Source organism: Variovorax glacialis, assembly GCF_051216375.1.
Classification (GTDB): Bacteria; Pseudomonadota; Gammaproteobacteria; order Burkholderiales; family Burkholderiaceae_C; genus Variovorax.
On the sequence record NZ_JBPJZT010000003.1, the window covers coordinates 95,904 to 110,575 of the forward strand.

General features: G+C 62.9%; 19 protein-coding genes. 6 read left to right on the top strand and 13 right to left on the bottom strand.

Translation table 11 applies throughout. From position 1 onward, the window contains the following. Window positions 1–84: 84 nt before the first annotated feature. Both ACSFBL_RS09015 and ACSFBL_RS09020 read right to left on the bottom strand, forming a co-directional pair. Window positions 85–372 (bottom strand): DUF1330 domain-containing protein, encoded by a 288-nt coding sequence (locus ACSFBL_RS09015; protein WP_435515433.1) that lies wholly within the window; start codon window positions 370–372, stop codon window positions 85–87. A gap of 98 nt (window positions 373–470) precedes the next feature. Continuing rightward, the gene (locus ACSFBL_RS09020) at window positions 471–905 is read right to left on the bottom strand and encodes a cupin domain-containing protein (protein WP_435515434.1); all 435 of its coding nucleotides are present in this window, start codon (window positions 903–905) and stop codon (window positions 471–473) included. Between the two features lie 106 nt (window positions 906–1,011). On the opposite strand from ACSFBL_RS09020, the gene ACSFBL_RS09025 reads away from it, so the two are divergent. Beyond that, on the top strand, window positions 1,012–1,368 hold the full coding sequence (locus ACSFBL_RS09025) for a DUF2845 domain-containing protein (protein WP_435515435.1): 357 nt from the start codon (window positions 1,012–1,014) through the stop codon (window positions 1,366–1,368). A 115-nt stretch (window positions 1,369–1,483) separates the two neighbouring features. Further along, on the top strand, window positions 1,484–1,942 hold the full coding sequence (locus ACSFBL_RS09030) for a hypothetical protein (RefSeq protein ID WP_435515436.1): 459 nt from the start codon (window positions 1,484–1,486) through the stop codon (window positions 1,940–1,942). A gap of 137 nt (window positions 1,943–2,079) precedes the next feature. Here ACSFBL_RS09030 and ACSFBL_RS09035 read toward each other — a convergent pair whose 3' ends face one another. Together ACSFBL_RS09035 and ACSFBL_RS09040 are read right to left on the bottom strand one after the other, a co-directional pair. Next, window positions 2,080–2,430, bottom strand: a complete 351-nt coding sequence (locus ACSFBL_RS09035) for a VOC family protein (RefSeq protein ID WP_435515437.1) — start codon at window positions 2,428–2,430, stop codon at window positions 2,080–2,082. Between the two features lie 52 nt (window positions 2,431–2,482). Continuing rightward, window positions 2,483–3,283 (bottom strand): TetR/AcrR family transcriptional regulator, encoded by an 801-nt coding sequence (locus tag ACSFBL_RS09040; RefSeq protein WP_435515438.1) that lies wholly within the window; start codon window positions 3,281–3,283, stop codon window positions 2,483–2,485. Window positions 3,284–3,454: 171 nt separating this feature from the next. Here ACSFBL_RS09040 and ACSFBL_RS09045 point away from each other — a divergent pair, with 171 nt between their 5' ends. From ACSFBL_RS09045 to ACSFBL_RS09060, 4 genes are all read left to right on the top strand, one after another. Continuing rightward, window positions 3,455–4,294, top strand: coding sequence for a fumarylacetoacetate hydrolase family protein (locus tag ACSFBL_RS09045; protein WP_435515439.1), 840 nt, complete (start codon window positions 3,455–3,457; stop codon window positions 4,292–4,294). Window positions 4,295–4,384: 90 nt separating this feature from the next. After that, window positions 4,385–5,332 (top strand): VOC family protein, encoded by a 948-nt coding sequence (locus ACSFBL_RS09050; RefSeq protein WP_435515440.1) that lies wholly within the window; start codon window positions 4,385–4,387, stop codon window positions 5,330–5,332. Between the two features lie 39 nt (window positions 5,333–5,371). Further along, complete coding sequence (mhpA, locus tag ACSFBL_RS09055; RefSeq protein WP_435515441.1) at window positions 5,372–7,021, top strand: bifunctional 3-(3-hydroxy-phenyl)propionate/3-hydroxycinnamic acid hydroxylase MhpA; 1,650 nt, start codon at window positions 5,372–5,374, stop codon at window positions 7,019–7,021. A 36-nt stretch (window positions 7,022–7,057) separates the two neighbouring features. Then, window positions 7,058–8,326, top strand: coding sequence for an MFS transporter (locus tag ACSFBL_RS09060; protein ID WP_435515442.1), 1,269 nt, complete (start codon window positions 7,058–7,060; stop codon window positions 8,324–8,326). Here ACSFBL_RS09060 and ACSFBL_RS09065 read toward each other — a convergent pair. The 9 genes from ACSFBL_RS09065 to ACSFBL_RS09105 form a co-directional block, all read right to left on the bottom strand. Next, window positions 8,313–9,539 carry a PQQ-dependent sugar dehydrogenase gene (locus tag ACSFBL_RS09065; protein ID WP_435515443.1) on the bottom strand — a complete coding sequence of 409 codons (1,227 nt, stop codon included), beginning with the start codon at window positions 9,537–9,539 and terminating at the stop codon, window positions 8,313–8,315. The genes ACSFBL_RS09060 and ACSFBL_RS09065 overlap by 14 nt on opposite strands. An 82-nt stretch (window positions 9,540–9,621) precedes the next feature. Beyond that, window positions 9,622–9,858: a trimethoprim-resistant dihydrofolate reductase DfrB gene (gene dfrB / locus ACSFBL_RS09070; RefSeq protein ID WP_435515444.1), complete on the bottom strand. Its 237-nt coding sequence runs from the start codon at window positions 9,856–9,858 to the stop codon at window positions 9,622–9,624. Between the two features lie 132 nt (window positions 9,859–9,990). Next, entirely contained in the window at window positions 9,991–10,302 is a 312-nt protein-coding gene (locus ACSFBL_RS09075) for a hypothetical protein (RefSeq protein ID WP_435515445.1), read from the bottom strand. 315 nt (window positions 10,303–10,617) lie between these two features. After that, window positions 10,618–11,808: a glycosyltransferase family 4 protein gene (locus ACSFBL_RS09080; RefSeq protein WP_435515446.1), complete on the bottom strand. Its 1,191-nt coding sequence runs from the start codon at window positions 11,806–11,808 to the stop codon at window positions 10,618–10,620. A 205-nt stretch (window positions 11,809–12,013) separates the two neighbouring features. After that, window positions 12,014–12,298 (bottom strand): hypothetical protein, encoded by a 285-nt coding sequence (locus tag ACSFBL_RS09085; RefSeq protein ID WP_435515447.1) that lies wholly within the window; start codon window positions 12,296–12,298, stop codon window positions 12,014–12,016. Between the two features lie 114 nt (window positions 12,299–12,412). Next, entirely contained in the window at window positions 12,413–12,562 is a 150-nt protein-coding gene (locus ACSFBL_RS09090) for a hypothetical protein (protein ID WP_435515448.1), read from the bottom strand. Window positions 12,563–13,117: 555 nt separating this feature from the next. Further along, entirely contained in the window at window positions 13,118–13,447 is a 330-nt protein-coding gene (locus ACSFBL_RS09095) for a GlpM family protein (RefSeq protein WP_435515449.1), read from the bottom strand. A 102-nt stretch (window positions 13,448–13,549) separates the two neighbouring features. Beyond that, complete coding sequence (locus tag ACSFBL_RS09100) at window positions 13,550–13,855, bottom strand: YciI family protein (RefSeq protein WP_435515915.1); 306 nt, start codon at window positions 13,853–13,855, stop codon at window positions 13,550–13,552. Window positions 13,856–14,103: 248 nt separating this feature from the next. After that, window positions 14,104–14,658 carry a DUF2867 domain-containing protein gene (locus tag ACSFBL_RS09105; protein ID WP_435515450.1) on the bottom strand — a complete coding sequence of 185 codons (555 nt, stop codon included), beginning with the start codon at window positions 14,656–14,658 and terminating at the stop codon, window positions 14,104–14,106. Window positions 14,659–14,672 lie beyond the last annotated feature (14 nt).

The window sequence follows — 14,672 nt, forward strand, 5'->3', positions numbered from 1 at the left end:
CTCGCGAATTCTGCAGCTCGGGCCGACCGGCTGGCTTTGGCCTAGCCGGTCGGCGCGTGGCTCGAATTGCGAGCGTTTCCTGGCTCAGCAGCCGTCGACTGCAACAAGGCAGTCGACAGCGGCAGGCTGGCGCAGCGCCAGCAACGGCGCGTATTCGGGCGAGGCGAACCATTCCCGGATGTGCTGCATCGAGGGGAATTCGATCACCACCATGCGGCTCGGGGTCCAGTCGCCTTCCAGCACCTCGAGCGCACCGCCGCGCACGATGAACTTGCCACCGAATTTCTGGATCACGGGCAGGACCTGCGCCTTGTACTTGTCGTAGGTCGCGTGGTCGTGGATCTCGGTTTGCGCGATGAGGTAGGCGGGCATGGTGGTCTCCCTATCGAATGAAGCCGGGATCCGAATCATCGCAATTCAGCGCCCCGTCACGGTTACCAGCCCCCCGACACGGGACGCCATGTGCCCGACTACGCGCCGCCCGGTGAGGCGGGGACCAGACCGTAGCGGGCCATGACGCCAATCAAGGCCGCCTTGTCCGGCGGTCCTCCCGCGTTCACGACGGCGCCCACGTCTCGAAAGTACTGGGCACCAATGTCCGGCGACTGCACGATGAGGGCTCTGACGCCTGCCTCGAAAGGGTTCGAGAACTGGTGGACGCTCCCCTTCGGGCTGAACATGCTCTCGCCCGCAGAGAGATCGCGAACTTCACCGTCGACGGAATACCGAAGCGTTCCCTCCAGGACGTAGACGCATTCGTCGTTCCTGGTATGACTGTGCGGGGGCGGCACGTTGGAGCCCGGCGGAACCTCGAGTTCAAACATGCCGACGCTGTCAGACTTCGAGCCGTCCAGGAGATAGCGAACGGACAACCGGCCTACCTTGATGGGTGTTGAATCGGACATCTCAATCCTCCGTCGACGATGACGCGGCATCATGCCGCAATGGGTCCGGGATGGGAACGGGCATCAGAGCAGTGGGCTGCACCCGAGAGCAAAATGCCAAGGTGGAATGAAAGAAACGACCATGAAGCTCCTGAAGCTCGCGTGTGTCACGGTCTTGGTCGGATTGCCATGCCTGGCGACTGCGGAGTCGCTCCGGTGCGCTGGAGGCATCGTCTCGGAAGGCGACACGCGTCTCTCGGTCATCTACAAGTGCGGTCAACCGGTGCTCACGGATACCTACTGTGCACCGGTGTACTACGGCGGCACTCTCAATCTGGTTCCCGAGCCTTTCGCATCCTCCGTGGTGCCGTGCCAGCCAATCGAACAGTGGCTGTATGAGCGCGGGCCGGGCGAGATGGCCGCCACTGTCTACCTGCGCTCGGGCGTGGTGCAGTCCATAGCGTATGGTCGCCAGCCACGATAGCTTGAACTCGTGGAGGGATCCAAGGGTTTGCGCTGACAGGATGAGGGTCGAACCCTGTTCTCGAGCGCGGCAAGAATTACGTAAGATTCGCGCCCACGCCACAATCAAGTTGCCCATGCTCGACGTCGACTTGCCAGCGCCCGCTACGGCCATCCAGAAACTTCTTGCCAACGGCGGAATCGTTCCGGCGCTGGCCCTGCTCAACGACAGGACGCCCTATCGCTTCACGGCGATCTACAAATTGAACGGCGAGGTGATGCACGCGGCGCACGCCTACGACCGCGACTCCGAGTACCGCACCTGGCTGAAGGTTGTGCCTCTGAGCAAGAGTTTCTGCCAGCATGCGCTCGAGCATGGCGAGTTCGTGACCAGTCATGCCTCCAAGGATCGGCGTTTGACCAATCGTCCCTACGCCGGAATGGTCGAGTCGTACTATGGCCGGCTGTTGACGCGAGAGTGCGGCACGCCCTATGGCACCTTCATCCATTTCGACCTGGAGCCGCGCAGCATTCCCGCAGAGGAAATCGCCTTCCTTCGCGAAGTGATTCCCCAGTTCACCGATTACCTGGAATGAGCGTTCAGGTCAGCGCTTCGCGCAGGAGTGCTTCTTCGTAGTGGCATTTTCCTCGCGCGATCGGAGGCCACCAGCACTTTCGCCGTCCCGCGACGCGTGCTCCGAAGGCAGCTACAAGCTTCCGGCCGTAGTGCGTTTCACCGGTGCGCGAGGATATTGACCAGCTTCCCGAACGGGTCGCGAACAAAGAACCGACGGACGCCCCAGGGTTCGTCAGCGGGTCCGTATTCGATAGGGAAGCCGGCGGCCCTCATGCGATCGAGCGCGGCATCCACATCATCCACTTCGATTGACAGGTCCGGCACCGGGGTGCCGGACCCACCTTCCGCGGCGAAGCTCACCTGCACGGTCATCTCGGTCGGAGAACCATAGGTCTGAATCCAGCCATGGTCCATCAGGAGTTCGAGGCCAAGGACATCCTGATAGAACGCCCTGGCCCCGCCTGGGTCGGGCGCCTCGAAATTGGCGACGATGCGTCTGACTTGCAACTTGCCTCCTTTGCGCTGTGCGCTTCCATGAGGCGCCTCCCGACGCCTCGCCTCAGGTCTTGGCCGCCAGTTTCCGCTTGGGCCGAGAGCTCACATTGGCTTCAGACTGTTCCGCCGGCTGATTGGGGGCGGAATCGGAACCGAGCTCGCGTCTGGCGCTCGATCCCGACTTCTTCGGGCTGGCCTTGAGGCCGGAGAAGATCGGACCCTCCACTGCGCCTGGAATCTCGAGCGGCATGAAGGCAATGCGGTCGGCCTCTGCGGGCGTGAGACCGAAGCCGACCAGCACGCTCTGCAGGATCAGTTCCGGGTGGTTCGCGCGCGTGGGTTCGGTCAGCATCGTCTCGATGCCATAGAAGATCGCGCCGAGCACGATGTCGCGTGCCACACGCACGCTGTCGACGGTCAAGCGGTTCTGGCTTTTCGCAAGTTCGAGATCTCGCGTGAGATAGATGTCGATGAGTTGCCCGCGCGTCGCGATGCGCGTTCCGACCTGCGTGATGAAGCTGCCCCACACCGGATAGCGCAAAGCCATCCGCATGTAGAGGCGGGTGCCGGCTGAAAAGCGCTCGACCGGATCGTCGAGGTGGAGCACGAGCGGATCGACGATCTGGAGCACTTCGTCGCTCATTGCGGTCGCGAGTGCGAGCAGCAGTTCGTTGGTGGTCTTGAAGTGGTTGTAGAAGGTGCCGCGCGACACCCCGGCCGCCGCGATGAAGTCGTCAATGACGGCCGCGTCGGCCCCCTTCTCGGTGAACACAGCCAGCGCACTCTCGAGCAGGCGCAAGCGGGTTTTTTCCCGGCGCTGCGCCCCGACCCTCACGCGGTGGTCTTCCCCCTTCGATTCACTCATCGGCTCTTTCATCGGTGTCGAGCGTACACGAGGCAAACGCCCCGGATACGCGTCGTTGGCACCTAGGGAAATCCCTGCCATTTTGCGTGCCTTGTCATGTTGACGAAACTGTCAGAACAGATAAAGTTCATTCTAGACAAACAGTCTAAATCAACACGGAAGGCAAACCCAATGAAGCTGCTACGCCATGGCCCCGTCGGGGCGGAAAAACCCGGCGCACTGGACGCGGACGGTCAAGTGCGAGACCTGTCGCTCCTCGTTCCCGACTTCACGCCCGAATGGATGTCGCCCGCGAAGCTCGAAGCCCTGAAGGCGATCAATCTGAGCCGCATGCCGCTGGTCCCCGCCGGCACCCGCCTCGGTGCGCCGGTCGCCGGCACGAGGCAATTCGTCGCGATAGGGCTCAACTACCGCAAGCACGCGGCTGAATCCGGTCTCGAGATCCCCAAGGAGCCGGTGGTCTTCACGAAGGCCCTGACCTCGCTGGCTGGCCCCAACGACGACGTGGAGCTACCGGAAGGCTCGGAAGCGGGCGATTGGGAGATCGAACTCGGGTTCGTGATCGGCACCCAGGCGAAGAAGGTCTCGGTCGCCGACGCTCTTTCGCATGTGGCCGGCTACTGCCTGGCCAACGACGTCTCCGAGCGTGACTGGCAGATCAAGCGCAACGGCCAATGGGGCAAGGGCAAGAGCTTCGACGGCTTCGGCCCGATCGGCCCCTGGCTCGTCACCAGCGACGAACTGCCGGACCCGCAGAAGATCCCGCTCGAACTGGCAGTCAACGGCGAGACGCGGCAGCGCAGCAACACGGCCGACATGATCTTCCCGGTCGCGGAGATCGTCTCCTACCTTAGCCAGTTCATGACCCTCCTGCCGGGCGACGTGGTGATCACCGGCACGCCTGAAGGCGTCGGCCTCGGCGTCAAGCCGAATCCTGTTTTCCTGCGCCGCGGCGATGTCATGACCCTCAGTGCCGGTCCACTCGGCACCCAGCGCCAGCAAGTGATCTGACCCGCCCGGGTCGGTCGAATCCCAACGAGAGACAAGGCCGTGCGCCGCACGGTCGCGGGCGGAGCCTTGCCCGATGACATGGAGATAACGATGACTCTGAATCAAGGCAAGCGCGAATCGCTGCTGGCTGTGCACTCGGTCGACGAATTCGTCTTCAGCGTGCCGGACCTCGAGGAGGCGCGGCACTTCTACGCGAGCTTCGGCCTGGACGTGCGAGAGGAAGGCGAAGCGCTCGCGCTCCACACCTTCGGCCATCCGCATCGCTGGGCGCGCATCGTTCGGGGCCAGGCCAAGCGTCTGCTCTGGCTCAGCCTTGGCGTGCATGCGGATGACCTTCCCCGCTTCGAGCGTTGCCTGGCGGAGCAAGGCATCGAACGCATCGCGGCGCCCTCGAACGCAGATGCAGAAGGCCTCTGGATCGAGGGCCCGGATGGACTGCCGATACAACTGCGCATCGCTGCCAAGAGTTCGCCCTCGCAGCCGTCCCCGAGGGAAATCCCTCCGGAGAGCGCGAACGTCGGTCGTTCACCAAGCCGCAGCAAGGCGCAACTGACGCGACCCCTCTACCTCTCGCACATCCTGCTGTTCAGCGCCGACGTGGATCGTGCCCGCCAGTTCTACGAGGATGTGCTCGGCCTGCGCCTTTCGGACAAATCAGGCTCCGTGATCGCCTTTCTGCACAGCCCGCACGGCAGCGACCACCACCTCATCGCACTGGCGAAAGCCGAAGGCCTCGGGCTGCACCACAGCAGCTGGTGCGTGCCGTCGATCGATGCCGTCGGCATCGGCACGCAGCAGATGGCGCAAGCCGGCTATCCGCAAGGCTGGGGCATCGGGCGGCATGTGCTCGGCTCCAACTACTTCCGCTATGTGCGGGATCCGTGGGGCAGCTATGCCGAGTACTCCTACGACATCGACTTCGTTGCGCCCGGCAACGCGTGGCCTTCGGCGGACCACCCGGGTGAGGACTCCCTCTATGTCTGGGGGCCCGAACTGCCCGCGGACTTCATCTTCAACCACGAACTCGCGACCCGCTGACCAACCCGTCCTATCGACCGCAAATACCAGGAGCACATCATGACCGCACAGATTCCCCTCTACGACGTCGTCCAGATCGGCTACGGCCCGGTCAGTGAAATCATGGCCCTCGCCTTGGCGCGCCAGGGGCGCAGCGTGGCCGTGTTCGAACGCTGGAAAGTCCGCTTCGCATTGCCTCGCGCCGTGTGCATCGACCACGAGTTGTACCGCGTGCTGTCCGCCCTGGGCATGAGCAAGGACCTGCCCGCCGTCAGCCACAAGGGGCCGATGTACCGCTGGTTCAATGCCGACTGGAAGGAACTCCTGGCCATCGATTGGGAGTCGGAGTCGATCTCCGGCGGACCCGAAGTCAACTTCGTGCACCAGCCGACGCTGGAGAAGATGTTCGAAGACGTCGTGCAAGCCTGCCCGAACGTGGAACTCAACCTCGGCTGGGAGGCCATCGAAGCGACCCAGACGCCAGACTACGTCGAACTGGTGGTGCGCGACTTCGAGACCGACGAACGCCGCACGGTGCGCGCGAAATACCTGATCGGGGCCGATGGTGCCAACAGCCTGGTGCGGCAGGCGATCGGGTCCACCCAGGAGGACCGCGGGTTCGAGGCCGACTGGCTCGTGATCGACGTGCTCCCCAACGACGGCGTGACGCTCGACATTCCGCCTGCGGCGCAATGGTGCAACCCTGCGCGTCCGACGACGATCGTTCCTGCCGGCGTCAAGGAAGGCCGCTACTTCCGGCGCTGGGAGTTCATGCGCTTGCCGCACGAGACGCGAGAGGACCTCGAGCACGAACATGTGGCTTGGGACCTGCTCGCACCCTGGGTCAAGCCGGATCAGGCCACGATCGTGAGGCACAAGGTCTACACCTTCCGCTCGCTGCTTGCCAACACCTGGCGCAAGGGCCGGATGCTGATCGCCGGCGACGCGGCGCACGTCATGCCCCCCTTCATGGGTCAGGGCATGTGTGCCGGATTGCGCGACGACTGGAACCTCGCGTGGAAGCTGAGCCTGGTCCTCGATGGCAAAGCCGATGACAGCCTGCTCGACACCTACCAGCCCGAGCGACGCCCGCATGTCAGCGACGTCATCGACCTGTCGATGTACCTTGGGAGGATCATCTGCATTCCTGATGCGGCCAAGGCGGCAGAGCGCGACCAGGCCTTCTTCGGCGGCAAGGCGCCGCCGCCGCCCGCCTTCCCGAGCCTGACGGACGGCATCCTTCGCCGAGGCGCTGACGGCGTGGTGCACGCGCCTGCCGGCTTGCTCAGTCCGCACGGCCGGGTGCTGGCCGGTGATCGCGAGGGGCGATTCGACGACGTGGCCGGACTGGGCTTCCTGCTGGTATCGCGCAGCAGTGCAGCCGAGGCGTTGCTCGGCAAGAAGCAGCGCGCCTTCCTCGACAAGCTTGGCGCCAAGCGCGTGCAGATCGCAGCGCGCGGCACGACGGCCACTGCGGGGGTGTTGGTCGATCTCGACGACAAGTTCATCCCCTACATGACGCAGCACGGTATCGACACCATGCTCGTGCGCCCGGACTTCTACCTCTACGGCGCAGTCGGCAAGGCGGATGAAGTCAACACGCTGGTCGACGACCTCGCCACGGACCTCCAGCGCCACGGCGTGCAACTGGATGGCATGCCGACGCGGCGAGCCGCGCAAGCCCTCGAGCCGCTTGCCGTTCCCGCCTGAAGCGATGGTCGCGCCACTACCCAAGGAAGACAAGCCATGAACACGAACATCGCCGCGCATCCCCTGAGCCGCCCTGCCACGCGCAGGCGTTCGGGCTACGAATGGAAGACCGTTACCCTGCTGTGCCTCGGTTTCGGCCTGGTCGGCATCGACCGCTTCATGATCCTGCCGCTGTTCCCCGTGATCTCGAAGGAACTGAACCTCGACTATCAGGACCTTGGCCAGATCACCGGCGTGCTCGCCATCGCCTGGGGCGTCGCCGCGCTGTTCATGGGCAACCTCTCGGATCGTCTCGGCCATCGCAAGGTGATAATTCCCGCGATCATCATCTTCTCGCTGCTGGCCGGGCTCAGCGGACTCGCCACCGGTGTCGGGAGCTTGATGATCATCCGCGCACTGATGGGTGTGGCCGAAGGCGCCTACACGCCTGCAAGCATCGTGGCGACCATCGATGCGTCGAAGCCGAGCCGCCAGGGGATGAACGTCGGGATTCAGCAGGCAGCCTTGCCACTGTTCGGTCTGGGCATCGCGCCGATCCTGGTCACGCAGTTGCTAAAGGTCGTCGAGTGGCACTGGATCTTCGCGATGGTCTCCATTCCGGGCCTGGTGGTTGCGTACCTGCTCTACCGCGGGCTTCGCAATCCCGACGCGAAATCGGCCGCAGCGCACACCGCGACGCACGATGCGGCTGCTCACCCGTGGACCGACGTCTTCAAGTACCGCAACATCCTGCTCAACATGATCGGCATGCTGTGCTGGCTCACGAACCTCGTGGTGCTCAGCGCCCTGCTGCCCAGCTACCTGATCGACTACCTGCACCTGACGCTCGAACAGATGGGCTATGTGCTTTCAGCCATCGGCTTCGGCGGCACGCTCGGCACCTTGGTGATGCCGGCGCTGTCGGATCGGCTGGGTCGAAAGCCCGTGATGATCGTCTCGGTCGTCGGTGCCGGCATCGGCCTGTACTTCCTGATGCATGCGGGACCGGAGCCCCTCGCACTCTTCGCAAGCCTGGCCACAACGCTGTTCTTCATCTTCAGCATGATCTGCCTGACCGTCGGGCCGATCAGCGCTGAATCGGTTCCCGCGACGCTCATGTCCACCGCGTCGGGCATCGTGATCGGCACCGGCGAGATCTTCGGCGGCGGCATCGCCCCGGTGATCGCCGGCTACGTGGCGCACCACTACGGCATTCAATACATCATGCATCTCGCCGCGATCGCGCTCGTGGTCGGATTGGTGGTTGCTCTGCTCCTCAAGGAGACCGCGCCCGCTCGGCGCCGCGATGCAATTACTTCGGCGTGAGCCGATACAAGCCGCCCTCGTGGTTGTCCTCTATCAGCCATAGCGCACCATCCGGGGCCTGCTCGACGTCGCGGACGCGGAAGCCGACCGCCCAGTGTTCGGCCGGTGTCGCGGTCGCGCCGTGCACCTCGATCCGGTGCAGGGCTCGGCTGATGAGGCCGCCCGCGAACGCCGAGCCCTTCCACTCCGGAAACATTTCGCCGCTGTAGAACATCAGGTTGCCGGGCGCGAGGACAGGCGTCCAGTAGATCACGGGCCTTGTGAGGTCGGGGCGCGTGTCGGGGCTCGCAATGGGCACGCCGTCGTAGTTCACTGCATAGGAGACGAACGGCCAACCGTAGTTCTTGCCCGGCTCGATCAGGTTGAGTTCGTCGCCGCCGCGCGGCCCATGCTCGATCTCCCAAAGGCGGCCATCCGGCGCAAACGCGAGGCCGTACGGCGTGCGATGTCCCGAGGTCCATGTCTCGGACGGCGTCAGATTGGGACCGTCGAAAACATAGGTGCCCACGACCGGCGCGGTCTTGGCCGCCTCCGTGTCTCTCGGCGGATCGATCACCGGGACGGACTTTGCGCCGGTCTTGCCCTCCATGGGATTGCCCGGCGCGGGCTTGCCGTCCAGGGTCAGTCGCAGGATCTTGCCGGCCGGTTGGTTCGGATCCTGGGCGGGGGTGAAGCGCTGCCGATCGCCGGCCGTGAGGAAGAGAAAGTTCCGGTCCGGCGAAAAGGCCACGGCAGCGCCGACCTGGCCGCCCTTGCCCTTGATGGGGTCGCGCCAGACGACCTTCAGGTCTTCCAGCGATGCGGTGTCGGTGCCGATCCTGAGCGTCGCGCGGGCGAGCGCCAGGCTCGAAGTGCCCGTGTCCCGTCCGGGCTCCGAATAGGTCAGGTAGATCGCCCCATCGCTCGAATAGGACGGGGCCACGTAAACGCCGAGCATGCCGTTCTGGTTTTGGTACAGCACCGGCGGCACGCCAGTGACTTCGAGCTTCTGCCCAGATTGGGTCGCCAGGAATAGCTTGCCGATCTTCTCGGTGATCAGCATGCGTCCGTCCGGCAGGAAGGCGATGCGCCATGGCAGATCGAACTCCGCGACCTTCGTGAGCTTGAACGGAGGCGACGGGGTGGGAGGCAGCGTTCCGGCGTTGATCTGCGCAACCACGGGCGTGGCACCGAGGAGCAACCAAGGGATGAGTCCGAGTTTCGGGAATTGCATGCTTCGCTCGTCAGTGGTCAGTCCGAAGAGTAGGTGAGAGGCGGCGCCCGGCTTGCCGGCCGACGTCCCCTCGATCGAGGGGTCAGGTCACGCGTTCGAGTGCGGCCACGGGATAGATTTGTACTGAGCCTGGATGAGACTCGGACTCGACGGCATAGCCTTCAGGGGTCAGTTTCGTGCAGTACCAGCCGACAACTTGCCCCTGCCAGGCTGCGCCGGATTTCTTGCGTACGCGATCTCCCAGGGCGAACGTGGCGCGCAATGGGAGCGCAAACTGGCCAGCAACTGGAGAACTGACTTCATTGCCACTTTGATCCATACCTGACCTTTCTTGTGAGTGAGGGGATCCGCACGGTACAAGTCTGGCCGACTGTAGCCGGGTCGCCGGCACGGCGCTGCGCTCCCCGAGGAATTCTTCCTCGTGCATGACCGAGGCCGGGGATGCCTAAGGTCAGGGCGCTTGCATCGATGCGATGGTCGCCCTGACCACATGCGCGCGACGCTGGAATTCCGCGTGAAGGAAATCCACAAGTCGTGCAACCTTGCTGCGGTCGATGCGGCATTCACGGCTGCCGGTCCGCAGCGACTCGGTGAACAGTTCGCGGACGCACGCAATGGCGTGAAAGGCCTCCCGCAGTTCGTCGAGTTCGGCCTCGGCGGGCACTGCGGGTGTCGGGCGATGGTCTACAGGATTGGGAAGCGAGTTCTCGCCGGCGGGGGGAACGTCGGGGTGGCGCGCGGGCGCGCAAGTAGGGTGGACCATGAGTGGCCTCCAAGAGCTTCGGTTTGCAGAAACCGCCGCGCTTGACGCCAATCAAGGGCGGCGACTCGAACGGGTTGGCGTACCGGGAAGCTCCTGCGAGAACCGGCGAGCCTTGCGGCTCCCCGCTCGAGCCGCCAAAAATGGAGGCACGAACGACGAAGCCGCAGGACTACTGCGGTAGTGGCTGCGGCTTTCGTCGCAGAGACTTCATTGGGACGCCAATCCCAGTCGCGTCTTTTTTTGACGTGACGAGGAAAGTATAGCCAGCACGACCTCCCGCGAAAACCGTCACGCTTGAACTCCGCCAAGCAGCTTTCAGAGAGGCATCGTGTCCGTGCCCAACCGGTCAAGGGCGGGTGCTTGCTTGGGGTGAGGCAGCGCCACCGGACTTCGCGCAGTCACGCGCAGTAGTTCGACGTAACGGTCGATGAACGTCTCCGGATCGAAGTCCTTTGCTCGGGCAAGTGACTGCGCTGACGGGCGCCAGGGACCGACAAGCTCGCTCCACAACTTCGTCATGCCGTCGGCAAGCGCCCTTGCATCTCCGTTGGGAAAGACGAAACCAGCCTCCCCTACGCACTCCGCCAGGCCGCCGTGCTTCGACACGATGACGTTTCGTCCAGCCGCCATCAGTTCGATGGCCACCCCACCCATCGGCTCAGCCCACGACGAGGGAACGACTGCGATGCGGCCGCGAGCGACCTGCTCGACGAGCGATCTCCCCGTGTGGTTGCCGACGAACTTGACTCTCTCCTCCACACCCAGCGACTCGGCCAGACGCTCCAAATTCACTCGCTCGGGCCCATCGCCGATGATGAGAAGCGTCGGCGGCGTGCGGCCCTCTGAGTGGGCAATTGACGCAAGCGCCCTTAGTAGGGTGTCGACGCCCTTTTCGGAAACCAGGCGTCCGAGATAGAGGAAGTCGAACTCAGGAGCCTTACCAGTCGACGGCCTGAACAACCCCGTAGGAAACGGGTTGTAGATCTGGACTTGGCGCGGCAGTGGGTTGGCCTCTTGCATCCAGCGCGTGATTGCCACGTTCCTCGTCACCAGTCTCTTGGCTACGAAGCGGCGCACCGCCAGCTTGAAGCCCTCGCGCATGGCGTCGACGGGGCCTTGGTGCCGTGCTCGGTGCATGACTGAGGCCCAGGGCGTGCGCGGCGCGGGCGCGCCATCGACCCACCCAGCGCCGTCGATACAGGTCGTCTGGTATCCAACATGCACCCAGATGACGGGCTTGCGATACAGGAGCGTCCAAGGCTGGAGGGCAAGACTGGCGCCGTTTGACAGCACGATGTCAGCCCATCTCACGAGATCCTTGATCTGCGCCTTGTTCGGATTCCTGATTACCGGAAAACGGTGATTGGCTTCGGTGTCGCTCGGCGTCCTGGTGACAACCTTGCACGCGATGCCTCGGAGCGAGAAACCCTCGGCCAGCTGCATCGAAACGGTCTCGACGCCGCCTGTGGACGGGTGGAAGGCGTGTGAGTAAAGCAGTACCTTCATCCCCGAAGGCCTCGGGGCTTGATCTGCAGGAAGGATTGCAGCGCTTGGCCGCTTCGATGACGCTCGACTTTTGACAGACTCATAGACAGTAGTGGTTTTTCCTTGGTGAGGCGTTTAAAGAAAACTCCGATGAGCGCCAGGACGATGATCGAGACCATCTTTCTTCGCGCAATCCATTTGGGGCGCACGTGCATCGCTTCAAACGTCACAGTCCGTGCACCACCATTAGCTCGCCTGGCAATGCCAGAATGATCAGTGTGTTCTCCCCGAGTCGGTCAAACCGATACTCGATGCCATTGAGTCGGATGGAGGAAACATTTGTCCAGACCCGGTACTGATAGCCCTCTTTGATTGGCGTGACCTGCAGCACGCGAAACACCGGCGGAATCGCAATGTTGAACTGCAGGCGACTCGAGGTGCTATTGGAGCCTGCTGCGGCCTGGGTGCTCTCGGCGGCGCATGTTTGCGTCGCAGTCATCATTGCAATCACGAGTCCGTTGATTGCACGCCTGCCGCGCAACTTTTCCGTTGTTGGCGACGGCCTGGTCGCTGCGACTCGAGACACCCCGTACTTTCCCTTCCACTGATCTACGAACTCAGCCAGCTATCGATCGCCGCAGAAGGTCAGCGATATTTCCTGGTCTCGCGTGATCACCTTCACCACGCTGGTTTGAAGGCCCGCCAGCATCGCCGAACCGAGAAACGGAAGGCGTAGCACGGGCCCTGTCCAGAACAGGTCCGAGTTCTTCTTCAATGCCAAATCAGCGCGCATAAATGCAAGTTGCCGGTCAAATCGTTGGAGGGACGGGTTGTATAGGCGAATCGGTCTACTTCGTTCGTGTAATCGATTGTGTGGTTTGAAACACGAAGGATACATCCTCAATAGTATTGACAATTGAGGCGGAATCCTGGGGTATTTCCTGATATGCAGTGAGCGCGGCGTCGTGAACTGGCGGCGCAAGCCTGGCTCCGACTGCCCCGACGCGTGTCGCACGGCAAGAGTGATGCGTCTGAATGGCGAGAACGCCAGAGCGCCGTCGCCGGGATGAAGGGCAACTTTCAATTCCGGGACGAGCGTCGCGGGGATACGCTTTTCGCTTGCACCGGCTGGGTCAACCCCATGTCGAGCCGCCCGGCCGTCTCGCTATTGCAAACACGGCGCTCAATGGCTCAGACGTGGCTACCAGCGGTTCGCGCCCTGAGCCGTCCTTCGTCTTGTCTCCCGAGCAGCCGCTCAATATCAAAGCAAGTCGACCGTTTCGCGGGCGGAAGACAACGGCATGGGTACGTCCGCCTCAGACGCAGGGCGCTACTTGGGCCAAAGTATCAGTAGTACGGCAGCCGCTCCGCACCACGCAAGTGTTGCGAGTCCCAGCGTGCTGAATAACGACATGCGTATCGCCAACCAATACACAACACCCAAGTACACCGCGTAAGGTACGAGCGATGCCAAACCGAAAAGCGCAGTAATACGCAGGTCGGCCATAGTACGGTCAGTGCCGATAATGAAGTGTGCAATAAGCGCAAACGTCGGGAACAACGGCACGAGCCCGGCAATGTAGAAGTTGCGTGTTCTGGAAAGGACCGCGATGAGAAGGACGGCTGCGGCGCCGAGAAGACACTTGAGAAGAAGAGCCATGAAGAGAGGGTGCTAGTCAGCAATTGATTCTCGCACCCGCCCTGGTGTTTGATTGATGCGTCTGGCGAACGTCGGCTCGCGGCCGACTGCAGGCCTTTCCCGTCAACTCTCGGGGTCATACCCAAACTCGCGAAGTTCCTGCGAGCAGCGGCAAGCTTTTGCGATCTTTGCAGCCCACAGGATGGCGGCTTCGCGCGACGGGAGCTGGAGTACACAGAAGCCGCCGTCGAACTCCTTCGTCTGGGGATAGGTTTCGGTTGTGACCGCACCGTCCGAGGCGACCATGAGTGGTGCGACATCCGCGTTGATACCACCACCGAACACGTACACGCCTGCAGCCTTCGCCTCGCGTATGACCTCGCGCGCAGCTTCACCCACGACGGCCAGATCCTCTGCCGGGACTTCCATCGCCCTTGCAGGAAAGGAGACAAGGTATTTCGTGATCATTCGGTCCTCCGGCTGGGGTCGGTGCGCAGCTTGCTGGGCTTGCTGGACCGGCTGCTATCGGCGCGCGAGGCAAGTACGTGGTTGACCGCTGTTGGCGTGTCCAGTATCAGCATACCGGCCCGAGATTCGCCGTCAAATCCGCCTGCGGAAGCTGGAAGACGTGCATCTCCCTCCGATCAAGGGCTGCGACTCGCGCCAAGGGCCCGTCTTCAGCGGTTAGACGAGTTGCCTGCCTTAGGCCAACCGATATGTGCAGCGCGACGAAGACTGGCTTTCACAACCTGACGATGAAAAGGAGCGATGACCAGTATGTAGGCCCGGCCCAAGAGGTTGTGGCAGTGGACGACGGTTGAGACTGTCAGTTGGCCACCGAGCGGTGGAGACAAGTCCGGAGTGCGGAGTACCGACAGTCTGAAATCAAGGTGCTTGTCGTCCTCGCCCAAGACAATCTCGGTTTCGCTTTTGCTATAGACCTTGAAGATGCCAATGCGGTCAGCGTGGGCTTCGCCGGAGAGAGTCGCAAGGTGCTTGGCGGTCTTCAGCCCAACGTACGCGACGATTGCGTCTCGGACGTGGGTGAACCATCCGATCCAGGATGGCTGCTGCGAAATGAGGAATCGCCACAGGACATCGGGATCGCCAGAGGCGCCAAAGGGAAGTTGAATCGCAAATGCGTCCGCGAGATTCGTTGATTCATAGACAGTGGCGACGGCAGACTGCGCGGGGAGCGCAACCTGCTTGACCAGCATGAGTTCGCTTGGCATGAATGGCACTCCTG